Source organism: Streptosporangium heterodermiicola (assembly GCF_051390675.1).
GTDB lineage: Bacteria > Actinomycetota > Actinomycetes > Streptosporangiales > Streptosporangiaceae > Streptosporangium.
On record NZ_JBPJSR010000017.1, the window covers coordinates 62,934 to 85,333 of the forward strand.

Here is a 22,400-nt window from a genome sequence, read left to right on the forward strand (position 1 = left end):
GATTCCCGGAGACTCTCAGAGCGCCCCGCGCAGCAGGAGCATGGCGTAGGCGGCGATCGAGTTGCTGTCGGTGATGGCGCCGTCGAGGATCATCTGCTCGAACTCGGTGCGTGACACCCAGCCCTGGCGCATGTCCTGCTCGGTGTGCTCGCGCTCGTGGGCTCCGGCGGTCAGGCCGGTGGCGAGGAAGATGTCGTAGTTCTGGCCCGTCGTGCCGTGCGCGTTGTCCAGGCGGCCCAGGTGGGTCATCGAGGTGGCGCGCAGGCCGGTCTCCTGGGTGAGCTCGGTATGGGCGGTGAACAGGGGTGAGGGGCTGTCCTTGACCCCGCCCTGGGGGAAGTTCCAGGTGCGGCGCCTGACCGGGTAGCGGTACTCCTCCACGAGGTGGAAGCCGTCGTTCTCCATGGGCATGACGATGGCGAAGTCCGGCACGTCCACGACGCCGTAGATGCCGTGCGAGCCGTCGGGGCGCTCGATGCGGTCCTCGCGCACGCTGATCCACGGGTTGGTGTAGACGACCATGGAGTCGAGGGTGCGGATCGTTGGTCCGGGTCCGGATACGTCGGTCATGCGCGGAGCCTACTGAGCGGGCCGGGACCGGGCGGGGTGAACGGCTGGACGGCCGTCACCGCGCTGACCGGCAGCGGCCCGTAGATGTGCGGGAACGCCTCGGGCGAGTCACCGGGCACCTCCTCCATGCGGACGTCGAGCCCGGCGGGGTCGACGCTGAGCAGCACGAGGGGGTCGGTGACGTCGCGGTAGAAGCGCTCCACGACGCCGCGCAGCTGCTCGTGGTCGGCGCAGGCGTGGATGAAGCCGACGTCGTCGAGGGTGTGGCCGATCGTGGAGACGCGGTACTCCCCCGCCTGCCGGGCGGCGTCCCAGTCGGAGGCCAGGGCGAGATGCAGAATGGTCATCGGATGACATGGTGCCCTGCTCGCGCCCGTCGTTCAAACTGGGCCGGTCGGGGAGGTAGGGGACCGAGCCGGGCCGGTGTCACGGGTCCGGTGTTCCTCAGGCCCGGCGCTGAAAGCCCCGCGGGTTCGCCGTCCGGCGGATCCGGCGCCGCCCGGGCCGGCGCGCCGGGCTTTCAGCGCCGGGACCGCCACTCGCGCCGCAGGACGGCGTAGACGAGCTCGCTGGTCCACTCGCCCTTGACGATCTCGTTGTCGACGAAGTGGGCCTCGCGGCGCATGCCGAGTTTCTCCAGCACCCGGGCCGAGGCCTCGTTGCGGGCGTCCAGGCGCCCGGTGAGGCGGTGCAGGCCCAGGCCGTCGAAGCCGAGCTCCAGCACGGCGCGGGCGGCCTCGGTGGCGTACCCCTTGCCGTGGTGGCCGGGGTGGAAGACGTAGCCGATCTCACCGGAGCGGTGTGCGCGGCTGTGCCACATGAGCAGGACGTCGCCGAGCAGCTCGCCGGTGGCGGCCAGCTCCACCGCCAGGGTGAGGGACTGGCCCTCCTCCAGCAGCGCCGTCTCGTTGATCTTTCTTTCCAGCGCCTCGCGGGTCTGCTCGCGGTCGCGTGGCTCCCAGTACAGGTAGCGGGCGACCTCGGGCAGGCGGTGGATGGCGTACAGGGCGTCGAGATCGGCCGGGGTGTAGGGGCGCAGGATCAGGCGGTCGGTCCGGACGGGGTAGGAAGGCTTCAGCACCGGCCCAGACTAGGGCGAGCGCCGCGCGGCGGGCGAGGCGTTTACCGGGGCCTCAGTGGGCGCCTCCGGCCAGGTTGAGCACCACGACGCCGCCGATGATCAGGACGATGCCCGCGATCTTGGCGAGGCTGATCGTCTCGCCGAGGAAGAGCACGCCGATGACGGCGATGGCGGCGGTGCCCGCCCCGGCCCAGACCGCGTAGGCGACGCCGACCTCCATCTGCAGTTTGAGCGCCTGGGCCAGCAGGACGAACGCGGCGACGTAGCCGACGACGACGAGGACCGACCAGCCCTTGTGGGCGAATCCGTCGCTCAGCTTGAGCGCGGTGGTCGCCACGAGCTCCGCGATGATCGCCCCGGCCAGGATCAACCACGCCATGATTCCCCCACTCCCCCAAAAACGGGCACAAACATACCATTTTCCTTGATCGGGGGTGGCCCTGCCCCCCGGGAGCGAGGCCGTCCGGCGCCACGACCTGCCCGGCTTGCGAGCGGTGTCGAAAGCGTGTTCCACTGGGCCGCATGCCATGGGACGCGCCCGCCCTGCTCGACGCGCCGCCCGACGTCAGGCCGCGCATCGAGCGCTCCGCGCTGACCAGGGTCCACGGGGCTCTGACCTGCTACGAGGTGCAGGCGCGCACCGCGCTGGACCGCACCCCCGAGGGGTGGGCGGTCAGCCCCTACCGGGGGTGCGCCCAGGCCTGCCGTTACTGCTCGGTGCGCCGGGGGCACCGCTACCTGGGGCTGAACGCCGAAGGCGACTTCGACTCCCGGATCGTGGTGCGCACCAACATCGTGCGGAAGCTGCGCCGGGAGCTGGGGTCGCGCTGGGACGGCGAGCACGTCACCGTGGGGGTGGGGGGCGACTGCTACCAGGGCGCCGAGGAGGTCTACCGGCTGATGCCGGGCCTGGTCGGCGCGTTGCGCGAGGCCGGGGCGCCGTTCACCGTGTTCACCAAGAGCCGGTTGATCCTGCGTGACGCCGACCTGCTGGCGGCCACCCCGGGGGCCGGGGTGGTGGTCTCGATCGCCTTCGTCGACGACCGGATCCGCCGCAGCGTGGAGCCCGGCGCCCCCAGCCCGCAGAAACGCCTGGAGCTGGTGGCCGAGCTGAACGAGCGGGGGGTGGCGTGCGGGGTGGCGATGGCGCCGATCCTGCCGCTGCTGACCGACTCCCCCGACCAGCTCGCGGCCACCGTGCGCCGCGTCGCCGACGCCGGGGCCGTCAGCCTCGTCCCGCACGTGCTGCGCCTGCCCCCCGGCGCCCGGGAGTGGTATCTCGCCTGGCTGGGTGAGCACCACCCGGCGCTCGGGCCGCGCTACGCCGAGCTGTACGGCAGGGGCCCCGACGCCGAGCCCGGCTACGTGCGCGGCCTGACCGGCCAGGTGTCGCGGCTGGCCGCCCGTTACGGGATGGGCCCGGCGCGGCCCGAGCAGCCCCTGCCGCTCGCCCTGCCCCGGCAGGCCCAGCTCTCCCTCCTCTGAGCCTCCGACCCCCAAAAGGGCATTACTCCTAAAAGGTGCAATAGGCGGCAAAGGGAATCTTTGTTCTGATTGTGGCGTTCGTCGGCGCGCTCTGGGGAGGGCATAGCGCGTACGGGCCCGCACACCGGGCGGCCGGAACACCGGGAGACACCGGATAACGCTGGGCGACGCCGACGAACGGGGAAGACCATGGGCAAGACGATGGCGCCGGGCAGGAGACGGCGGGCCACGCGGGCGCGCAGAGGCTTCACCGAGAACCCCGACGGCAGCTACACCACCCCGGGGCGCGGCCTGGAGGTCCTGGACAACCCGCTGCTGAACAAGGGCACGGCCTTCACCCCGGCCGAACGCGAGGAGCTGGGCCTGGACGGGCTCCTGCCGGCGGCGGTCGAGACGCTGGAGGAGCAGGCGGGCCGCGCGTACGCGCAGTATCTGGCGCAACCGGACGACCTGCGCGGGAACATCTACCTGACGGCGCTGCAGGACCGCAACGAGGTGTTGTTCTACCGGCTGCTGGGCGACCACCTGCCGGAGATGCTGCCGGTCGTCTACGACCCGACGATCGCCCGCGCGATCGAGGGCTACAGCCACGAGTACCGCCGCCCCCAGGGCCTCTACCTGTCGGTCGACGACGTGGCGGGCATCGAGCGGGCCTTTTCCAACCTGGGCCTGGGAGCGGGCGACGTCGACCTGGTCGTCGCCTCCGACGCCGAGGAGATCCTCGGCATCGGCGACTGGGGGGTGGGCGGCGGCGCGGGCATCGCCGTCGGCAAGCTCGCCGTCTACACCGCCGCCGCCGGAATCGACCCCGCCCGGGTCGTCGCCGTGGCGCTGGACGTCGGCACCGACAACGAGAAGCTGCTCAACGACCCCCTCTACGTCGGCAACCGGCACTCGCGGGTGCGGGGGCGGCGCTACGACGACTTCGTCGACGCCTACGTCTCGGCGGCCACCGACCGCTTCCCCGGCGCGATGCTGCACTGGGAGGACTTCGGCCCCTCCAACGCCCGGCGCATCCTGGAGCGCTACACCGGGCGCCTGCCCACCTTCAACGACGACATGCAGGGCACCGGCGCGATCGTGCTGGCGGCCATGCTGGGCGCCGCCCGCGTCTCGGGCACGCCCATGCGCGACCAGCGGATCGTCGTCTTCGGCGCCGGTACGGCGGGCATCGGCATCGCCGACCAGCTGCGCGACGCGATGGTGCGCGACGGCCTGCGGGCCCAGGAGGCCGTCCGCCGGATCTGGGCGGTCGACCGGCAGGGCCTGCTCACCGACGACATGTCCGGCCTGCGTGACTTCCAGATCCCCTACGCCCGCCCGGCCTCGGAGGTCACCGGCTGGCTCAGGGACGCCAGGGAGAACGGGATCGGGCTGGCCGAGGTCGTCGGCCGCGTCCACCCGACCATGCTGCTGGGCACCTCCACCGCGCACGGCGCCTTCACCGAGGAGATCGTCCGCGCCATGGCCGCCGCCGTCGAGCGGCCCGTCGTCTTCCCCATCTCCAACCCGACCAGCCGCATCGAGGCGATGCCCGAGGACCTGATCCGCTGGACCGGCGGCCGCGCCCTGGTCGCCACCGGCATCCCGGTCGCCCCCGTCACCCACGACGGCCTCACCCACGTCATCGGCCAGGCCAACAACGCCCTGCTGTACCCGGGACTGGGACTGGGCGTGATCGTCTCGCGCGCCCGGCGGGTCAGCGACGGCATGCTCCAGGCCGCGGCCGAGGCGGTCGGCTCGCTGGCCGACGTCTCCACCCCCGGCGCCTCCCTGCTGCCGCCGGTCGGGGACCTGCGGGAGGTCTCGGCCACCGTCGCCGTCGCCGTCGCCCGCCAGGCCGCCGCCGAGGGCCTGGCCCGCGTGGACCTGCCCGACCCCGTCCAGCAGGTGCGGGACGCGATGTGGCAGCCGCGCTACCGGCCGGTCAGGGGATCCTGACGGTGGCCGCCCGCCATCCGCGCCGCGCGCGGGAGACCGCAGGGGAGACCGCGCGGGAAGCCGTACGGGAGACCGCGCCCGAGATCGGCGACGTGCCGATCGGGCTGCGGGCCTCGGGCACCCGTACCGAGAGCGACTCGATGGGTGAGATCCAGGTCCCGGCCGACCACTACTGGGGCGCGCAGACCCAGCGGTCGCTGGTCCACTTCGACATCGGCGAGGACCGGATGCCCAAGGCCGTCTACCACGCCTACGGCGTCGTCAAGAAGGCCGCGGCCCTCGTCAACGGCGAGGCCGGGCGCCTGCCCGCCTGGAAGGCCGCCCTGATCGGCAGGGTCTGCGACGAGGTCGTCGCCGGTGACCTGGACGCGGAGTTCCCGCTGTACGTCTGGCAGACCGGCTCGGGCACCCAGTCGAACATGAACGTCAACGAGGTGATCTCCAACCGGGCGATCCAGCTGCTCGGCGGACGGCTCGGCGCGAAGGAGCCGATCCACCCCAACGACCACGTCAACATGGGGCAGTCCTCCAACGACACCTTCGTCACCGCGATGCACATCGCCGCCGTCCAGGCCGCCACCGGCCGCCTGCTGCCCGCGCTGGAACGGCTGCGCGGCGCCGCCGAGGCCCGGGGCCGCGAGTGGGAGCACGTGGTCAAGATCGGCCGTACCCACCTGGAGGACGCCACGCCGCTCACGGTCGGCCAGGAGTGGTCGGGTTACGCCGCCCAGCTGAAGGACGCCGACGACAACCTCCGCCACGCCCTGGCGGGGCTGTACCGGCTGGCGATCGGCGGCACGGCGGTGGGCACCGGGCTGAACGCGCCGCCGGGGTTCGGGGACGTGGCCGCCGCGCGGATCGCCGCCCTCACCGGGCTCGCCTTCACCGGCGCCCCCAACGCCTTCGCCGCGCAGGCCTCCTGCGACGCGCTGGTGCGCTTCTCGGCGGCGCTGCGCACCCTGGCGGTTCCCCTGTTCAAGTTCGCCGACGACATGCGCTGGCTCGGCTCGGGGCCCCGTACGGGCCTGCACGAGCTGGTGCTGCCCGCCAACGAGCCGGGATCCTCGATCATGCCGGGGAAGGTGAACCCGACCCAGGCCGAGGCGGTGCTGATGGTCTGCGTCCAGGTGACGGGCAACGACACGGCGGTCTCGATGGCGGGCGCGGAGGGCAACTTCGAGCTCAACGCCTTCCGGCCGGTCATCATCGACAACGTCCTGCGCTCGACGCGGCTGCTGGCCGACGCGATGGACCACTTCCGCGCCTACCTCGTCGAAGGGGTCCGGCTCGACACCGCCAGGCTGGAGGACAACGTCGGCCGGTCGCTCATGATGGTCACCGCGCTCAGCCCGGCCATCGGCTACGACAGGGCCGCGCGCATCGCCCACCGGGCGCTGCGCGAGGACCTCACCCTCAAGGACGCCGCCCTGAGATCGGGCGTCGAGGAGGCCCTGTACGACAGGGTCGTCGATCCCGAACGCCTCACCCGGCCCGGCGTGGCCGCCGCCGACTCCGCCAACGGCGACCGAGGCCCGGCCGGAGCCGAGGCCGACGGGAGCTGAGCGACGGGAGTTCCGGGCCTACGGGAGCTTGGACCGTCCCTCAGAAGTGGTCCAGCAGCTCGGGGAACCCGCCCAGCCGCAGCACCCGCTCGTCGCCGGGGTCGAGGTCGCTCCGCTCCAGCGCCCAGGTGTGGTCGTTGGGGATGAACACCGCGTTCATCCCCGCCTGACGGGCGGGGATGATGTCCGACCTCGGGGAGTTGCCGATCATCCAGGTCGTCGCGGGCGCCAGCGCGTGCTCGCGGGCCAGCCACCGGTAGGTGGCGACGTCCTTCTCCGCCACGATGTGCACGTCGCGGAAGTGGTGGGCCAGCCGCGAGGCCTCCAGCTTGCGCCGCTGCTCCTCCAGGTCGCCCTTGGTGAGCAGGAGCAGCTCGTGGCGCCCGCCCAGGGCCGTGAGCGTCTCTGCGACGCCGTCGACCAGTTCCACCCGCCGCTCGACGAGGGCGAGGGCGAGCTCGTCGATGTGGCGGCGCTCGGCCGCGGTCGCGGGGCGCTCGCTCAGCCGCTCGAAGCACTCGCCGAGGCTGCGCAGGAACATCGCGCTGCCGTAGCCGTGGGTGACGGCGTTGGCCGCCTGGATGTCGTCGAGGACGGCGCGGATCTGGGCACGCTCCAGGGTCGGGTGCGCCAGCCAGTCGAGGAAGTCCTCGACGACCCGCTCGAACAGCACGTTGTTCTCCCACAGCGTGTCGTCGGCGTCGAAGATGAGCACCTGCTCCTGGAGCCTCACACGGTCCTCCCCCGAGAACGTCCTCACCGGCCGCGCCGGTCCGCGGCGGCCGTCGTGATGCGCCGCACACGCTACCGCGCCCGCCCCGCCGGGCGCGGCCCCTTTTCCGTGGTCCCTTTCCGTCTCGCTCCGTTTCTCTGCCGCCCTCCGCACCGCAACGGGTCACCGGGGTCAACGGAACCACCGGCCCGGCGCCGGGACAGCGGCAGGGAGAAGCGGGGTGGTCAGGCCTTGGTCAGGGCGCTGCCCTTGCTCCACTCCTTGAACGACATCTGCCAGAAGCCCCAGCCGTTGTTCCACTCCATCTCGCGGTTGGTCCCCCTGATGGTGATCACATCGCCGCGCTGGACCTGGTTGTAGAACCACTTGGCCTGGTCGGGACGGGAGTTGATGCACCCGTGGCTGACGTTCTGGCGTCCCTGGGCCCACACGTTGTTCAGCGCGTGCACGTACTCGCCGCTGTTGGAGAAACGGACCGCGTGGTTGATCATCAGGTCGTAGTAGCCGGGGTCGCCCTTCTTGCGGCCCGGGGAGATCATGCGCTCGGGGTTGGCCTTGCCCATCGCCAGGTGGACGCCGCTGGTGGTGGTGTACTCGCGGGTGCTGGCGTTGCCCGCGCTGATCAGCATGGTCTGCACGACCTTGCCGTCCCGCTTGACGATCATCTTGTGCTTGCGGGTGTCGATCGTGGAGACCTGGGCCGCGCCGATCTGGATGACCTTGGTCATGTCCTTCACGCCGTACATGTCCTTGCCGCCCTGCACGCCCTTGAGACGGGCGGTGAAGGTCACCTTCTGGTGCGGCTGCCAGAACTTCGCGGTCCGGTAGATCACGGTCGTGTCGTTGATCCAGCGCCACGCGCCCTGGGCGGGCTTTTGCGCCTTGACCTCAAGGGCCTTCTCCACCCCGGCCTTGTTGGCGATCTGCTGGTTGAAGGTGACGATGATCGGCGCCCCCACGCCGACCTTCTCCCCCTTGATCGCCGGGGTGACGTCCGCCACCTCTAGCTCGTGCTCGGGCTTGAGCGTCCTGAAGGAGCTCGCGGCGGTCGTGCCGTCCACCGCCCGGGCCGACACGGTGTAGTCGCTGTCCGGCATCATCGGCGTGGAGGAGCTCCACCTCGTGCGCTCGGCGTCGAAGTCGCCTTCCAGCTTCCGGCCGCCGCTTTCCACGGTGACCTCCTCCAACGCCCCGTTGGAGGCCGCGACGACGACCTTCTTGTTCGGGCGCACGGTCTTGCTGCCCTCGGCCGGGCTGATCTTTATCTCCGTCGCGGCCGGAGCGGTGGCCGAGACGGCGCCCGATCCGGCGCCGGGACCGGCGGAGGCCTGCGGGTCCGCCCCCCCGGAGCAGGCGGTGACCAGCACCGCCGCGGTCGCCACGGCCAGACCGGCCAGCGGCGTCCTGAGGCGTCGGCGTTCCACGATCAGCACAATTTCTCTCCCCAACTACAGCAAACTGCTCTTAAAACACTAATAGGAGATGCATGATGACTGAACATGGTTGCGCCTGATTTGGTAACGTTTCGGTCTCTTCGTAAAGTCAAAAAAGTGCCAACCGGGAGTCAGGAAAAGGCAAAACGGCCAGGTGGGCGCCTCTGTCGGAAAAAGGCCGGTCTGTCAGGGACGGGTGCCTACGCCGGCGACATCGAGCCGTAATCGCCGCACCCGGCGGGGCACGGGCCACCCGTGCGGTTTCGCGACCGCGCCCCGGCACGCGGGCGGCGCGCCGGTCGCGAAGACCGCCGTCGCGGGAGCGGCGGGAGCGGCGGGAATCGTGCGAACGGCGGCCCCGGGACGCTTCGGCCGGAGCCGAAGCGTTCCCGGCCGATGATGGAGGCATGACGCCGACCACCCCGGTCCCGCTCGCGGCGCTGGCCGCCCTGCTCGCCGACGGCACCCGCGCCACGTTCTGCCTCGCCCTGCTGGACGGGCGGGCCTGGAGCGCCGGGGAGCTGGCCCGGCACGCGGGGGTCGCGGCCTCGACCGCCAGCGAGCACCTGTCCCAGCTCGTCGGCGGCGGGCTGCTGGCCGAGGAGCGCCAGGGACGCCACCGGTACGTGCGCCTGGCCGGGCCCGAGGTGGCCCAGCTCGTCGAGGACCTGGCCGCCCACGCCGACCTCGGAGCCGCCGCCCGGCCCGCCACGCTGCGCGCCGCGAGCGCGGCCCGCGCGCTGGCCGGGGCCAGGACCTGCTACGACCACCTGGCCGGGCGGCTCGGCGTGACGATCACCGACGCGCTCACCGCCCGCGGGCTGCTGCGCCAGGACGCCGGGTTCGCGCTCAGCGACGAGGGACTGTCGTGGTTCGCCGCCGAGCTGGGGGCCCGCCTGCCCGCCGGCGGGCGCCGCCCGCTGGCCCGGCCCTGCCTGGACTGGACCGAACGCCGCCACCACCTGGCCGGCACCGCCGGGGCCGTGCTGTGCGCGACCGCGCTGGAACGCGGCTGGGTCACCCGGATCGGCTCGGGGCGCGCCCTGAACGTCACCCGCGCCGGGCACGAGGCCCTGGCCCGCCTGCTGGGCCTGGCCGACCTGGGGACCGGCCCGGAGACCGCTTTGAAAACCGGCCCGGCGGCGGGGGCCCCGCGATCCCTCAGTGGGCGCGCAGGCGGTGGGTGAGGCTGGTGTGGCGGCGCCCGGCCCCCCGGGTGCGCACCGCCTGGGCCAGCGCGCGGCGCGAGCCGACGATGACGACGAGCTTCTTGGCCCGGGTGATCGCGGTGTAGAGCAGGTTGCGCTGCAGCATCATCCACGCGCTGGTGGACAGCGGGATCACCACCGCCGGATACTCGCTGCCCTGGGAGCGGTGGATCGACACCGCGTAGGCGTGGGCCAGCTCGTCCAGCTCGTCGAAGGCGTACTCGACGTTCTCGTCCTCGTCGGTCAGCACGATCAGCTTCTGGTCGTCGGGTTTGATGTCGACCACCATGCCGACGGTGCCGTTGAAGACCCCCGCCGCGCCCTTCTCGTAGTTGTTGCGCAGCTGGGTGACCTTGTCGCCGACCCGGAAGACCCGCCCGCCGTAGCGGCGCTCGGGCATGCCCTCCCTGGAGGGGGTGAGCGCCTCCTGCAGCGCGTTGTTGAGGTTGCCGGCCCCGGCCGGGCCCCGGTGCATCGGTGACAGGACCTGTACGTCGCGGCGCGGGTTGAGGCCGAACCTGCGCGGGATGCGGTTGGCGACCACGTCCACGGTGAGCGCCGCGATCTCCTCGGGCTCGTCGCAGGGGAACAGGAAGAAGTCGGTCATGCCCTCCAGCGCCGGGGGCAGGCCGGTGTTGACCCGGTGGGCGTTGACGACCACCCCCGACTCCTGGGCCTGGCGGAAGATGTGGGTCAGCCGCACCCGGGGGATCTCCTCCTCGGCGGCCAGCAGGTCGCGCAGCACCTCGCCCGCGCCGACCGAGGGCAGCTGGTCGACGTCTCCCACGAAGAGCAGGTGCGTGCCCGGGGCGACGGCCTTGACCAGCTTGTTGGCGAGCAGCAGGTCCAGCATCGAGGCCTCGTCGACGACGACCAGGTCGGCGTCCAGCGGGTTGTCGCGGTCGAAGGTGGCGTCCCCGCCGGGCCGCAGCTGCAGCAGCCGGTGCACGGTGGTGGCCTCGTGGCCGGTCAGCTCCGCCAGGCGCTTGGCCGCCCTGCCGGTGGGCGCGGCCAGGATCACCTTCGCCTTCTTGGCGCGGGCCAGGGTGACGATGGAGCGCACGGTGAAGCTCTTGCCGCAGCCGGGGCCGCCGGTCAGCACCGCGACCTTCTCCGTCAGCGCCAGCCGTACCGAGTGGGCCTGCTCCTCGGCCAGGTCGGCGCCGGTCCTGGTGCGCAGCCACTTCAGCGCCGCGTCCCAGTCGACGGAGGCGAAGGCGCCCAGCCGGTCGTGCTCGCAGGCCAGCAGGGAGCGCAACGCCCCGGCCAGGGAAAGCTCGGCACGGTGGAAGGGCACCAGGTAGACCGCCGGGACGCTGCCGTCGCCGACCGGGACGTCCTCGCGGACCACGCCCTCCTCGGCGACCAGCTCCTCCAGGCACCGCGCGGTCAGCTCGGCGGGAACCTCCAGGATCTTCACCGCGTCGCCGACGAGGTTGGGCGCCGGAAGGTAGCAGTGGCCGTCGTCGGCGGCCTGGGACAGGGTGTAGCGCAGGCCCGCCTTGACGCGCTCGGGGCTGTCGTGCGGGATGCCCACGGCCTGGGCGATGGTGTCGGCGGTCTTGAAACCGATGCCCCACACGTCGTCGGCCAGCCGGTACGGCTCGCTCCTGACGACCGTGATGGACTTGTCGCCGTACTGCTTGAAGATGCGGACCGCGATCGAGGTGGACACGCCGACCCCCTGCAGGAAGATCATCACCTCTTTGATGATCTTCTGTTCCTCCCAGGCGACGCCGATCATCTTGGTCCGCTTGGGGCCGAGCCCGGGGACCTCGACCAGCCGCTCGGGGGTCTTCTCGATGACCTCCAGGGTGTCGACGCCGAAGTGGTCGACGATCCGCTCGGCCATCTTCGGCCCGATGCCCTTGATCAGGCCGGAGCCCAGATAGCGCCGGATGCCCTGGATGGTGGCGGGCAGCACGGTGGCGTAGGACCACACCTCGAACTGCTTGCCGTACTTGGGATGGGAGGCCCAGCGCCCGGTCAGCCGCAGCGACTCGCCGGGCTGGGCCCCCAGCAGCGGCCCGACCACGGTCAGCAGGTCGGCGCCGGAGCGGTCGGTGGCCACCCGGGCGATGGTGTAGCCCGTTTCCTCGTTCGCGTACGTGATGCGTTCCAAAACGCAGGATATGGCGACACCCGTAACTCCGCGTTGCTCCGGCTGCACGCCACCTCCTCCGCCCCGAACCCGCTCGCGCAAGTGTAGGACAGCCGCGGAAGCCTCAGACGCGCGTTTCACCCCTCTTCTCCCGCCTCGGGGGTCGCGGGAGTGTCTTCCCCGGCGCCCTCTCGTCTCAGGGGATCGCGGGGAGTGCGTTCCCTCACGCATCCCCCGCGCGCTCGCCCGGGAACGCGTGCCCGCGACGTGAGGGCGGGATTTCGCCGGTTTCGCCGGGCTCCATCCGGGTGGGCGCGGAGCGGTTCCCCCGCCTTTTCCGGACACGCCGACGCCCCGCCCCACTTTCGCGAGCCTCCCCGTCACTTTCTGTGATGGAGTATTCGCTGCTTGTGACGACCTTGGTGTCGGAGTACGAGTGCGACGACACCCGGCCACGAAGCACATGAAGCGCATGAAGCACACGAAGAGCACGAAGAGCACGAAGAGCACGAAGGACACGAAGGAGAGGCACATGCGAAGGACACTCATCGCCACCGTGATGGCACTGAGCACGGTGACGGCCGGTGCGACGAGCGGCGCGGCGGACAACGCGGCCGACAGAGCCGCCGACGGAGTGGCGAGCGGCGCGGCGAGGAGCGCGGTACCGGCGGCGGCCGTGCCCGGCTTCGACGCCATCGGGCTCACCGGCAACCAGCACCTGGTGGGCTTCGAGATCCGCTCCCCCGGCCGCGCCCGCGATCTCGGTGCGGTCAACGGGCTCACCGGCGACACCGCGCTCGTCGGCATCGACTACCGCGTGCAGAACGGCAAGCTGTACGGCGTCGGCAACCAGGGGGGCGTCTACACCCTCAGCGGGCCATCCACCGCGCTCAAGGTCTCGCAGCTGACCGTGCCGCTGAGCGGCACCGGCTTCGGCGTCGACTTCAACCCCGCCGCCAACCGGCTGCGCGTGATCAGCGACACCGGGCAGAACCTGCGCCACAACATCGACGACCCGGTGGGCCTGCCGGCCGTGGGCCAGACCGTCGCCGACGGCCCGCTGGCCGGTCCGGCCCCGTCGCCGGTCGTGACCGGCGTGCTGGGCGCCGGATACACCAACAACGACCTCAACCCGGCCACCGGCACGACGCTCTTCGACCTGGACACCACCTCCGCCCGGGTGCTCCTGCAGTCGCCCGCCAACGCGGGCGTGGTGGTGCCGACCGGCAACCTGCGGGTGGCCGCGACCGGCGCGGCCGGCTTCGACGTCTACAGCTCGCTGAACAACGGCATCACCGTCTCCAACAGCGCCTTCGCCACATTGAAGGTCGGCGGGCGCTACAGGCTCTACGGCGTCAACCTGCTCACCGGTTCCGTCAACTACAACTACGGCGCCTTCCCCGCAGGCCGGCAGGTGGTCGACATCGCCCTGCGGCTCGACCGCGGCTGAGACGGATCCGATCGCGGCCACGTCCCGCCCCGGCGTTCCCGCGGTCGGGCCCTGCGGCCGGGCCCCGCGTCCCGGCCGCCGACGACGCGGGCCCGCCCCGCACCCGTACGGCGGCACCGCACCGCGCCACTCCGCCCGCGCGCCGGTGCGGTGCCGCCGTACACGAGCCGTAGGTGCAGAACGCCGCCGTACGTGAGGATCCAGGGTCTTCCCAGCGCCCGAGCGGGGCGATATGACAGGGAGGCGCCGTTTGTCGGGGGCGGCACGGGCAGCGGACGTCGCGACGGGGAGACCACCATGACCGTACAAGTGATCATCGAGGCGGTCGGCCGGGCGGAGCTGGCGGCCGAGCGGGTACGGGAGGTGGCCGCAGCCCACCCCGATGTGCTCGCCCACCTGGAGGGCGCCGACACCGGGCGGCTGATCGTGGGGCCCGCGGTGGCGCTCGGCCACGACCCGGACGCGGGCGCCCCGTTCCGGGCGGGGGTGTTCGACCCGGTCTCCAACCGGGGCGTCGAGCTGCGCGGCACCCTGGACCGGCCCGAGGAGGCGCGGGTGCTGCCCAGCGCCCACCGGCCCAACCCGCGCCACGAGGAGCTGCGGGCCGCCGCGGCGATCCTGCGCGCCGACGAGCGCTTCCCCGCCGGGGAGGACGTGCTGGTCTACCAGCCCATGCCGCCGCTGGCCGACCTGGACAACCCCGACGGCACCACCACCCGCCGCCCCACCCTGGGCGTCTACGACCCCTCGGGCGCCACCCGGCACCGCGTCGTCGCGGTCGATGTCGGCGCGGGCGTGGTCGACTGGTCCCCCGCCGGGGTCGCCGTCGCGATGCACCACCCCGGCGACTGCGAGTCGCACCTGCCCGTACCCGTGGAGAGCCTGCGCGACCGGGGCGGCCCCGACCAGGTGCGGCTGCGCGTGCTCGACGGCACCACCGAGCTGTGGAACATGATCGTGGTACGGCCGCGCGCCTCGACGCCCGTCGACCCCGGCGACGGCTCGGGGGTCGAGCTGAGGGAGGTACGCCACCGGGGCAGGCTCGTGCTGCGCCAGGCGCACGTGCCGATCCTCAACGTCCAGTACGAGGAGGACGGCGTCACCTACCGCGACTGGCAGTACGAGGAGACCCGCTTCTCGGCGACCGGCGCCGAACCGGTGGGCTGGGGGTGGCGCGTCTGCGCCGGGCCGCCCCGGACCATCCTGGAGCGGCCCGACAACGACGCCGGAAACTTCCAGGGCGTGGCCTTCCACCACGACGGCCACGAGCTGCGGATCGTCAGCGAGATCGCGGCCGGCTGGTACCGCTACGCCTCGGAGTGGCGCCTGACCGACGACGGCACGATCAAGCCGCGCTTCGGCTTCGCCGGGGTGCGCAACCCGCGCACCTGCATGCGCCACCGCCACCACGTCTACTGGCGCTTCGACTTCGACGTGGAGGGGTCGGCCAACGACGTGATCGAGCAGTTCGACGACACCGGCTCGACCGTTCCCCAGGCGGTGCCGATCGTGCGCGAGGTCGCCCGCAAACGACGCCACCCCGCCCTGTTCTGGCAGGTCACCGACAAGACCAGCGGCCGGGGCTGGCGGATACACCCCGGCGAGCACGACAACACCACCGACCCCTACGGCGTCGCCGACCTGTGGTTCCTACGCCACCACCCGGCCGAGCTGCACGACGGCAACCCCGGCCCCGACAACCGGGCGATGCTGAACCGCTTCGTCGACGGCGAGAGCGTCAGCGCCACCAACGTCGTCGTCTGGTACGCCGGGCACTTCCGCCACGACCAGAACGACCCCGAACCCCACCAGGGCCACGTCGTGGGCCCCGACCTGGTCCCCGTCACCTGACCGCCGGCCGCTGGAGGCGTCGAATAACCTGGGGCGCCGGCGATCGGCGAATCCGGTCGCGGCCGGATGTCCGGTGGAGGCCCGCGGCTCCGACGTCTCCGGTGCACGGGCGCCACGGCGGCGCCGGCGGAGAGGAAGAGACCATGAAATACATGATCCTGATGTACGGCTCGCAGCGGGACTACGACGCCATGGCGGGCAGGGACGGCGACCGGCCGGCCCTGTCCCCCGAGGACTTCGCGCCGATGCACGCGTTCATGGAGGCGTTCTCCAGGGACCTGGAGGAGTCCGGCGAGTTCGTCGAGACGCGGGGGCTGGCCGCCCCGGTCCACACCCGCAGGGTGGGGTCGAAGGACGGCGTCCCGGTCGTGACCGACGGCCCGTACGCCGAGACCCAGGAGGTCCTGGCCGGCTACTGGATCGTGGAGTGCGAGAGCTTCGACCGGGCGACCGAGATCGCCGCCCGGCTGGGCGAGTGCCCCGCCCCCGGCGACATCGCCGCGAACTCCTACGCCGACGTACGGCCGGTCGAGGAGTTCCAGGGCGAGATGGCGATCTGATCATCCCCGATCCCGGCCCTGTGACCGGCCCTGTGACCGGCCCTGTGACCGGCCCTGTGACCGGCGCCGAGTTCGAGGACCTGCTGCGCCGGCTGGCGCCGCGGGTCCTCGGCGCGGTGGTGCGGCGCTACGGGCGTTTCGACGCCGCCGACGACGCGACACAGGAGGCGCTCCTCGCCGCCGCCACGCGGTGGCCCAAGGACGGCCTCCCGGACAACCCGCTGGGCTGGCTGATCACGGTCGCCTCGCGCAGGCTGACCGACCTGCTGCGCGCCGAGCAGGCACGCAGGCGCCGCGAGGACACCGTCGCCCGCCGGACGCCGCCCGGCCAATGGCACGCGCCCGCCGCCGACCGGCCCGCCTCCGAGTCCGACGACACGCTCATCCTGCTGTTCATGTGCTGTCACCCCTCGCTGTCGGCGGCCTCGCAGATCGCCCTCACCCTGCGGGCGGTCGGCGGCCTGACCACCGCGGAGATCGCGCGGGCGTTCCTGGTGCCGGAGGCGACCATGACCCGGCGCATCACCCGGGCCAAGGCCGGCGTCAAGGACAGCGGCGTCCCGTTCGGCATGCCCTCGGGCGCCGAGCGCGCCGAACGGCTCCGCGTGGTCCTGCACGTCCTCTACCTGATCTTCAACGAGGGCTACGCCAGCACCTCGGGGCCGCACCTGCAGCGCGTCGAGCTGTCGGCGGAGGCGATCCGGCTGACCCGCCTCGTCCACCGGCTGCTGCCCGACGACGGCGAGGTGACCGGACTGCTCGCGCTCATGGTGCTCACCGACGCGCGCCGTCCGGCACGCACCGGGCCGGACGGCTCGCTGATCCCGATGGCCGAACAGGACCGCGGCCGGTGGGACGCGGCCGCCGTCGCCGAGGGCGTGGCGCTCATCACCGGCGCGCTCCCCGGGGGGACGGCCGGGCCGTACCGGCTCCAGGCGGCGATCGCCGCGCTCCACGACGAGGCGCCGAGCGCCGAGGAGACCGACTGGCCGCAGATCACCGCGTTGTACGAGCTGCTGATGCGGATCTCCGACAACCCGATGGTGGCGCTGAACCACGTGGTGGCGGTGGCCATGGCCCGTGGCCCGCGCGCCGGGCTCGGCCTGCTCGGACCGCTCACGGCCGACGGGCGGATCGCCGGGGACCACCGGCTGCACGCGGTCCGCGCGCACCTGCTGGAGATGGCCGGTGACCACGCGGCGGCGCGTGAGGGCTACCGGGAGGCGGCCCGGCGCGCCACCGGCCTCGCCCAGCAGCGCTACCTGCACGCCAGGGCGGCCCGCCTGGCGGACGGGAGGCCCGGTTCCTGAGCGGGCCGGTTCCTGAGCGAGACCGCCGGGAAGGCGGACGGCGTTGTCGACGAGGTTGACGACCAGGCTCTCGATCGGTCCCGGGTCCCCGGCCGTCACCGCGGCCAGGTGCCCGGCGAGGGCGACGCCCGTCTCCGTCGCCCGCTCGCGGCGGGAGGCGAGCACTCCTCCGGCGATAGCACTCCTCCGGCGATGTGGGCGAGGTCGAGGGGGCCCAGCGGGTGACGCCGCGCTCGCCGGTGGCCAGGGCGAGCAGCGCGGACACCAGCCGCTCCTGGTGCCCGCCCAGGGCGAGGGCCTCCCGGCAGGCCGAGCGCAGCGTTTCGGTGTCGGCGCCGGGGTCGGCGAGGGTGACCTCAAGGAGGGTGCGCAGGCCCGCGAGAGGGGTGCGCAGCTCGTGGGAGGCGTTGGCGACGAAGTGACGCTGAGCCTCGAAGGAGGCCTGCAGGCGGGAGAACAGGCCGTCGAGGGTGTGGCCGAGCTCGGTCAGCTCGTCCGTGGGCTCACCGAGATCGAGGCGCCGGTGCAGGTCTCCGGCGGAGATGATCTGGGCGGTGGCGACGATGGCGCGCAGCGGGCGCAGGAACCGGCCGGCGACGAACCAGCCCAGGGCCAGGGCGACGGGGATCAGCAGGACCAGGGCGACGGCGGATCCCGTGAGGAGCCGGGACAGGCCGATCACGGGCCCGGTTCCGGCCGGGTCGCGGCCGATGCGACCCGGCCGGAACCGGGGGCCGCGTACGACCGTCGGCATGAGTTCGTTCACGCCGCACCGATCCGGCCGGCGGGCCGGGTGGCACGGCTTTTCCCGTCGCTGCGCGCGGAGTGGGCCGGGTTCCGCTCCGCGCGGCGCCTGCTGCTCGCCATGGCGGCTTCCGCGCTGGTCACCGTGTCGCTCGGACTGCTGATCGCCGGAGGTGCCCGCAGCACCTGCGTGACCTCGAAGGGAGAGGGCCCCTGCCCGGCGCCCCTGGTGGGACCCGACGGCACGGCGGTGCGCGACAGGTACTACTTCGTGCAGCGCACCGGCCACGGTGCCGCCACAGTGCCGCCACAGTGCCGCCACAGTGCCGCCACAGTGCCGCCACGGTGCCGCCTCGCTGTCGCCACCGGCCGATCGACCGCGGGGGCCGGGGCGCTCAGGCGGACCGGTCGCGGCGTTCGGGTCCGTGACCGGGGTGGCCGCGCGGCACCAGTGTCGGGTTGACGGTGCCGAGCACGGTGTCGTGGTCGATCACGACGCGGGCCACGTCCTCGCGGCCCGGCACCTCGTACATCACGTTGAGCAGGATCTCCTCCAGGATCGCGCGGGTCGCGCGGGCGCCGGTGCGCCGCAGCAGCGCCTGGTCGGCGATCGCGCCGACGGCCCCCTCGGTGAACTCCAGCTCGACGCCGTCCATCTCGAAGAGCCTGCGGTACTGCTTGATCAGGGCGTTGCGCGGCTCGGTGAGGATCCGCGTCAGCGCCGCGTGGTCCAGCGGCTGGAAGGTCGCCACCACCGGAAGCCGGCCGACCAGCTCGGGGATGAGCCCGAACCTCAGCAGGTCCTCGGGCATGACCCCGGCCAGGACGTCCCGCTCCCGCCCGGTGCGGATCGGGGCGCCGAACCCGGCGCTCCCCTGGCCGGTCCGGGACTCGATGATCTGCTCCAGGCCGGAGAACGCGCCACCGGCGATGAACAGCACGTCGGTGGTGTCGATCTGGATGAACTCCTGCTGAGGGTGCTTGCGGCCACCTTGAGGCGGCACGCTCGCGGTCGTGCCCTCCAGGATCTTCAGCAGGGCCTGCTGCACGCCCTCGCCGGAGACGTCGCGGGTGATCGACGGGTTCTCGCCCCTGCGGGCGATCTTGTCGATCTCGTCGATGTAGACGATGCCGGTCTCGGCCCTCCTGACGTCGTGGTCGGCGGCCTGGATGAGCTTGAGCAGGATGTTCTCGACGTCCTCGCCCACGTATCCCGCCTCCGTCAGGGCGGTGGCGTCGGCGATCGCGAACGGGACGTCGAGCATCCGGGCGAGGGTCTGGACGAGATGGGTCTTGCCGCTGCCGGTCGGGCCGAGCAGCAGGATGTTGGACTTGCCCAGCTCGACCTGCTCCCCGCCCGAGGCGGGCCGCGCGCCGGAGCGCACGCGCTTGTAGTGGTTGTAGACCGCCACCGCGAGGGACCTCTTGGCGCTCTCCTGCCCGACGACGTACCGTCCGAGGAACTCGTGGATCTCCCGGGGCTTCGGCGGAGTTCCGGGCCCGCTCCCCGAGGAGGCGGAGGTCTCCCCGAACTCCTCCTCGATGAGCTCGTTGCACAGCCCGACGCACTCGTCGCAGATGTGGACGCCGCCGGGACCGGCGATGAGCCTCATGACCTGCCGCTGGCTCTTCCCGCAGAACGTGCATCTCAGCGGGTCGCCGCGTTCACCGGTGCGTGCCATGGGAAAGCGTCTCCTCGACGGTCGTACGGGGTGGGAAGAGGGGTCAGAGGGTCACGAGCAGTGAGGCCAGGCGCCAGGTGCCCGGGTCGGGCGCGCGTCCCGCGTTCTCCGGGGCGAGGGCCAGCCCGGGAAAGTGGCGCAGCAGCGCCGTGAGCGCGACCTCGGTCTGCACGCGGGCCAGCGAGGCCCCCAGGCAGAAATGCGGCCCGTGGGCGAATCCGAGGTGTCCCGCCGTCGCGGTGGCCCGGCCCAGGTCGAGCAGGTCGGGGTCGGCGAACGCGCGCGGGTCGCGGTTGGCGGCGGCGATCGCGGCGGTGACGGGCTCGCCCTTGCGCACCGGCGTGCCGTGCAGCTCGACGTCCTCGCGCGCGTAGCGGGGGATCGACAGCAGCGTCGGGCCGCACCAGCGCGTCAGCTCCTCGACGGCGCGCGGCATGAGCCCGGCGTCCCCGCGCAGCGCGGCGAGGTGGCCGGGGTGGGTGAGCAGGACCTCCACGGCGTTGGCGATGAGGTTCGTGGGCGTCTGCCCCGCCATGACCAGGTGCCAGACCATGGTGACCAGCTCGGTGTCACTGAGCCGGTCGCCGTCGTCGGCCTGGGCGCGGATGAGGTCCGACAGCAGGTCGTCGCCGGGTTCGGCGCGCCGGCGCGCGACCGCCGCCTTGGCGCCCTCCATGATGCCCGGGATGGCCTCGGCGAACCGCTGCCCGCCGCCGCCCACGACGGTGGCGCCGTACTCGCGCCAGCGCGGGCGGTCGGCGCCGGGAATGCCGACCAGCTCGCAGATGACGTCCATCGGCAGCGGCCGGGCGAAGTGCCCCAGCAGGTCCACCACGCCGTCCTCGGCGTGACCGGGCAGGGTGTCGAGCAGGGCGTCGACGATGGGCTCGATCCGCGGCCGGAACTCGGCGGCGCGGCGCGCGCTGAAGGCCGGCGACACCAGCCTGCGCAGCCGCAGGTGCTCGGGGCCGTCCATCTCGCTCATGGTCCGCATGTAGGGCAGGCAGTCCTCGGGCACGTCGGGCCGCATGAAGCTGGCGGCGTTGATCTCGAATCGCGGATCGCTCAGCATCGCCCTGACGTCCTCGTACCGGGTGAGGGCCAGCATCGGGCCGAAGCCCGGGGCCACCAGCCGCGCCAGCGGCGAGATCTCCCTGGCGCGCCCGTACGCGGCGAAGGGGTCGCGCAGCACCTCGGTGTCGGTGAGGTGGATCTCGGGAACCTCGGGGGCGCCGCTCACGTCCTGGCCGGCAACGGTCATGGATCCTCCTGAATCTCAGATGATGTAAACAGATGATCCCGTCATCTGAGTGGTCACGGTATCTTGGATCGGGATCGACGGCAACGCGATGACGAGGAGGACGATGACCCGGCTCAGCAGGGCGCAACTGCAGGAGCGCAACCGCGCCAGGGTGCTGGCCGCGGCCGTGGAGGAGTTCGCCGAGCGCGGTTTCCGCGACGCGAAGATCGACGCCATCGCCGAGCGCGCCGAGCTCACCCGCGGCGCGGTCTACTCCAACTTCCCCGGCAAGCGGGCCCTGTACTTCACGGTCCTGGCCGACCTCGCCGAGCGCGCCCCCGAGCCACCGAACCCGGACTCGACCCCGGGACCGAATCCAGGGCCGAACCCGGGGCCGAACCCGGGACCGAACCCGGGGCCGAGCCTCACCCCCCGCGAGGCGCTCGGCGCGTTCGCCCGCGCCTGGCTGGCACGGCTCCCCCTGACCACCGACGGGCGGTACGGCCTGGCCAGGATCGGCGCGGACCTGATGCCGGAGATCCTCGCCGACGAGCGGACCCGGCTGCCGTTCGCGCAGCTGACGAAGCTGAACGCGCTCCTGCTCGGGCTCGCCCTGGAGCGCCTGCGCCCGCCCGCCGTCCCCGGCGGCCGCCTGGTCCGCGTGGCCGAGGCCGCGCTCACCACCCTGCACGGCGCGAGCCAGCTGGCCGCCGCCGCCCCCGGCTTCACCGATCCCTTCACCATCGTCGGCGCCTGCGAGCGCCTCGCCGGCCTCGACCTCGACGACAGGTGGCCCGCCACGCCGTGGATCCCGCGGGCCAGGCCCGCCGACGAGGCGTGGTCCCCGCCGCGGGTTACGGACGCGGTGCGCGCCGAGCCCGCGCGGCTCACCGGCGACGGTGGCGACGGTGGCGACGGCGTGGTGGCGATCCTCGGGCTGCACCGCCTGGAGGCCGTCGAGGAGGCGGTACGGGCCGCACCGCCGGGTGCCGCGATCACCGCCGTCCTGGTCACCGGCGACCCCGACGAGCTGGCACCGCTCGCCCGGCTGGCCCTCGCCGACTTCTGCGGCTGCCTGCGCCAGGCCTTCCCGCCCTCGGCGTGGCCGCGCCTTCAGGTGGTGCTCGACGGCTCGGGCGCCCTGGCCGCGGCGGCCGGCGTCCCGGCCGTCAGCGACGCGACCGAGGTCGCCGTCCGCGTCGAGGCGGGCCGGATCGCCGTGCGCGCCGACGGCCGAGGCGCGTGCCACACGGCCGCCTCGACACCGGGCGAGGCCGTCGCGGGGGAGGTCGTCGCGGGCGAGACCGGGCGCCCCGCGCCGGCACGGCCCTCGGTACCGGCCCCGGGACGGTGAGGCCACCGGAGCGGGATCCGGTCCGCCCGGCCAGGGGATTCGCCGGCTGACGCATCATGTACGGTCACCTGTGACCTTTTCTCCCCCTTCCTCCC

18 protein-coding genes and 1 pseudogene are annotated in these 22,400 nt (G+C 72.8%); 9 read left to right on the forward strand and 10 right to left on the reverse strand.

The genetic code is table 11. The annotated features are described in order from the left end of the window. Positions 1 to 15 precede the first annotated feature (15 nt). The 4 genes from ACSC1Q_RS31110 to ACSC1Q_RS31125 all read right to left on the reverse strand — a co-directional run bounded on the left by ACSC1Q_RS31110 (position 16) and on the right by ACSC1Q_RS31125 (position 2,030). A complete protein-coding gene (locus ACSC1Q_RS31110) occupies positions 16 to 570 on the reverse strand; it encodes an NUDIX domain-containing protein (protein WP_436762254.1) in 555 nt (184 codons plus the stop codon). Continuing rightward, complete coding sequence (locus ACSC1Q_RS31115; protein WP_436762255.1) at positions 567 to 917, reverse strand: DUF952 domain-containing protein; 351 nt, start codon at positions 915 to 917, stop codon at positions 567 to 569. Before ACSC1Q_RS31115 ends, ACSC1Q_RS31110 begins: the two co-directional genes overlap by 4 nt. A gap of 173 nt (positions 918 to 1,090) precedes the next feature. Continuing rightward, complete coding sequence (locus tag ACSC1Q_RS31120) at positions 1,091 to 1,651, reverse strand: GNAT family N-acetyltransferase (protein ID WP_436762256.1); 561 nt, start codon at positions 1,649 to 1,651, stop codon at positions 1,091 to 1,093. 52 nt (positions 1,652 to 1,703) lie between these two features. Continuing rightward, complete coding sequence (locus tag ACSC1Q_RS31125) at positions 1,704 to 2,030, reverse strand: DMT family transporter (protein ID WP_436762257.1); 327 nt, start codon at positions 2,028 to 2,030, stop codon at positions 1,704 to 1,706. A 143-nt stretch (positions 2,031 to 2,173) separates the two neighbouring features. On the opposite strand from ACSC1Q_RS31125, the gene ACSC1Q_RS31130 reads away from it, so the two are divergent. The 3 genes from ACSC1Q_RS31130 (at position 2,174) to ACSC1Q_RS31140 (ending at position 6,639) form a co-directional block, all read left to right on the forward strand. Beyond that, positions 2,174 to 3,136: a radical SAM protein gene (locus tag ACSC1Q_RS31130; protein WP_436762258.1), complete on the forward strand. Its 963-nt coding sequence runs from the start codon at positions 2,174 to 2,176 to the stop codon at positions 3,134 to 3,136. 189 nt (positions 3,137 to 3,325) lie between these two features. Then, complete coding sequence (locus ACSC1Q_RS31135) at positions 3,326 to 5,077, forward strand: NAD-dependent malic enzyme (RefSeq protein ID WP_436762259.1); 1,752 nt, start codon at positions 3,326 to 3,328, stop codon at positions 5,075 to 5,077. Further along, complete coding sequence (locus tag ACSC1Q_RS31140; protein ID WP_436762260.1) at positions 5,041 to 6,639, forward strand: class II fumarate hydratase; 1,599 nt, start codon at positions 5,041 to 5,043, stop codon at positions 6,637 to 6,639. Before ACSC1Q_RS31135 ends, ACSC1Q_RS31140 begins: the two co-directional genes overlap by 37 nt. A 40-nt stretch (positions 6,640 to 6,679) precedes the next feature. Here the strand turns inward: ACSC1Q_RS31140 and ACSC1Q_RS31145 are convergent, their stop codons facing one another. Then, positions 6,680 to 7,372, reverse strand: coding sequence for an HAD family hydrolase (locus ACSC1Q_RS31145; protein WP_436762261.1), 693 nt, complete (start codon positions 7,370 to 7,372; stop codon positions 6,680 to 6,682). 224 nt (positions 7,373 to 7,596) lie between these two features. Next, positions 7,597 to 8,796, reverse strand: a complete 1,200-nt coding sequence (locus ACSC1Q_RS31150; RefSeq protein WP_436762262.1) for a L,D-transpeptidase — start codon at positions 8,794 to 8,796, stop codon at positions 7,597 to 7,599. Positions 8,797 to 9,212: 416 nt separating this feature from the next. On the opposite strand from ACSC1Q_RS31150, the gene ACSC1Q_RS31155 reads away from it, so the two are divergent. Further along, on the forward strand, positions 9,213 to 9,992 hold the full coding sequence (locus ACSC1Q_RS31155) for a helix-turn-helix domain-containing protein (protein WP_436762263.1): 780 nt from the start codon (positions 9,213 to 9,215) through the stop codon (positions 9,990 to 9,992). Here the strand turns inward: ACSC1Q_RS31155 and recD2 are convergent. Next, complete coding sequence (recD2, locus tag ACSC1Q_RS31160; protein ID WP_436762264.1) at positions 9,967 to 12,183, reverse strand: SF1B family DNA helicase RecD2; 2,217 nt, start codon at positions 12,181 to 12,183, stop codon at positions 9,967 to 9,969. The two genes, ACSC1Q_RS31155 and recD2, sit on opposite strands and share 26 nt — an antisense overlap. Positions 12,184 to 12,646: 463 nt before the next feature. On the opposite strand from recD2, the gene ACSC1Q_RS31165 reads away from it, so the two are divergent. The 4 genes from ACSC1Q_RS31165 (at position 12,647) to ACSC1Q_RS31180 (ending at position 17,285) form a co-directional block, all read left to right on the forward strand. Further along, on the forward strand, positions 12,647 to 13,564 hold the full coding sequence (locus ACSC1Q_RS31165; RefSeq protein WP_436762265.1) for a DUF4394 domain-containing protein: 918 nt from the start codon (positions 12,647 to 12,649) through the stop codon (positions 13,562 to 13,564). A gap of 297 nt (positions 13,565 to 13,861) precedes the next feature. Further along, positions 13,862 to 15,415 (forward strand): hypothetical protein, encoded by a 1,554-nt coding sequence (locus tag ACSC1Q_RS31170; RefSeq protein WP_436762266.1) that lies wholly within the window; start codon positions 13,862 to 13,864, stop codon positions 15,413 to 15,415. A gap of 143 nt (positions 15,416 to 15,558) precedes the next feature. After that, positions 15,559 to 15,975 (forward strand): YciI family protein, encoded by a 417-nt coding sequence (locus ACSC1Q_RS31175; protein ID WP_436762267.1) that lies wholly within the window; start codon positions 15,559 to 15,561, stop codon positions 15,973 to 15,975. A 44-nt stretch (positions 15,976 to 16,019) separates the two neighbouring features. Further along, positions 16,020 to 17,285 carry an RNA polymerase sigma factor gene (locus ACSC1Q_RS31180; protein WP_436762268.1) on the forward strand — a complete coding sequence of 422 codons (1,266 nt, stop codon included), beginning with the start codon at positions 16,020 to 16,022 and terminating at the stop codon, positions 17,283 to 17,285. A gap of 289 nt (positions 17,286 to 17,574) precedes the next feature. On the opposite strand, the pseudogene ACSC1Q_RS31185 reads toward ACSC1Q_RS31180, so the two are convergent. From ACSC1Q_RS31185 to ACSC1Q_RS31195, 3 genes and pseudogenes are all read right to left on the reverse strand, one after another. After that, positions 17,575 to 17,829 (reverse strand): annotated as a pseudogene (locus tag ACSC1Q_RS31185) (histidine kinase dimerization/phospho-acceptor domain-containing protein); the annotation flags it as partial. Positions 17,830 to 18,424: 595 nt separating this feature from the next. Beyond that, positions 18,425 to 19,711: an ATP-dependent Clp protease ATP-binding subunit ClpX gene (clpX, locus tag ACSC1Q_RS31190; RefSeq protein ID WP_436762269.1), complete on the reverse strand. Its 1,287-nt coding sequence runs from the start codon at positions 19,709 to 19,711 to the stop codon at positions 18,425 to 18,427. Between the two features lie 43 nt (positions 19,712 to 19,754). Beyond that, positions 19,755 to 20,972: a cytochrome P450 family protein gene (locus tag ACSC1Q_RS31195; RefSeq protein WP_436762270.1), complete on the reverse strand. Its 1,218-nt coding sequence runs from the start codon at positions 20,970 to 20,972 to the stop codon at positions 19,755 to 19,757. Between the two features lie 103 nt (positions 20,973 to 21,075). Here ACSC1Q_RS31195 and ACSC1Q_RS31200 point away from each other — a divergent pair, with 103 nt between their 5' ends. Then, positions 21,076 to 22,305, forward strand: a complete 1,230-nt coding sequence (locus ACSC1Q_RS31200; protein WP_436762370.1) for a TetR/AcrR family transcriptional regulator — start codon at positions 21,076 to 21,078, stop codon at positions 22,303 to 22,305. Positions 22,306 to 22,400 lie beyond the last annotated feature (95 nt).

Bases quoted from the DNA above. Each gene is read 5' to 3' on its own strand.
- ACSC1Q_RS31110 (WP_436762254.1), bottom strand. From the start codon at position 570: ATGACCGACGTATCCGGACCCGGACCAACGATCCGCACCCTCGACTCC.
- ACSC1Q_RS31115 (WP_436762255.1), bottom strand. From the start codon at position 917: ATGACCATTCTGCATCTCGCCCTGGCCTCCGACTGGGACGCCGCCCGG.
- ACSC1Q_RS31125 (WP_436762257.1), bottom strand. From the start codon at position 2,030: ATGGCGTGGTTGATCCTGGCCGGGGCGATCATCGCGGAGCTCGTGGCG.
- ACSC1Q_RS31130 (WP_436762258.1), top strand. From the start codon at position 2,174: ATGCCATGGGACGCGCCCGCCCTGCTCGACGCGCCGCCCGACGTCAGG.
- ACSC1Q_RS31135 (WP_436762259.1), top strand. From the start codon at position 3,326: ATGGGCAAGACGATGGCGCCGGGCAGGAGACGGCGGGCCACGCGGGCG.
- ACSC1Q_RS31155 (WP_436762263.1), top strand. From the start codon at position 9,213: ATGACGCCGACCACCCCGGTCCCGCTCGCGGCGCTGGCCGCCCTGCTC.
- ACSC1Q_RS31165 (WP_436762265.1), top strand. From the start codon at position 12,647: ATGCGAAGGACACTCATCGCCACCGTGATGGCACTGAGCACGGTGACG.
- ACSC1Q_RS31170 (WP_436762266.1), top strand. From the start codon at position 13,862: ATGACCGTACAAGTGATCATCGAGGCGGTCGGCCGGGCGGAGCTGGCG.
- ACSC1Q_RS31175 (WP_436762267.1), top strand. From the start codon at position 15,559: ATGAAATACATGATCCTGATGTACGGCTCGCAGCGGGACTACGACGCC.
- clpX (WP_436762269.1), bottom strand. From the start codon at position 19,711: ATGGCACGCACCGGTGAACGCGGCGACCCGCTGAGATGCACGTTCTGC.
- ACSC1Q_RS31195 (WP_436762270.1), bottom strand. From the start codon at position 20,972: ATGACCGTTGCCGGCCAGGACGTGAGCGGCGCCCCCGAGGTTCCCGAG.
- ACSC1Q_RS31200 (WP_436762370.1), top strand. From the start codon at position 21,076: ATGACCCGGCTCAGCAGGGCGCAACTGCAGGAGCGCAACCGCGCCAGG.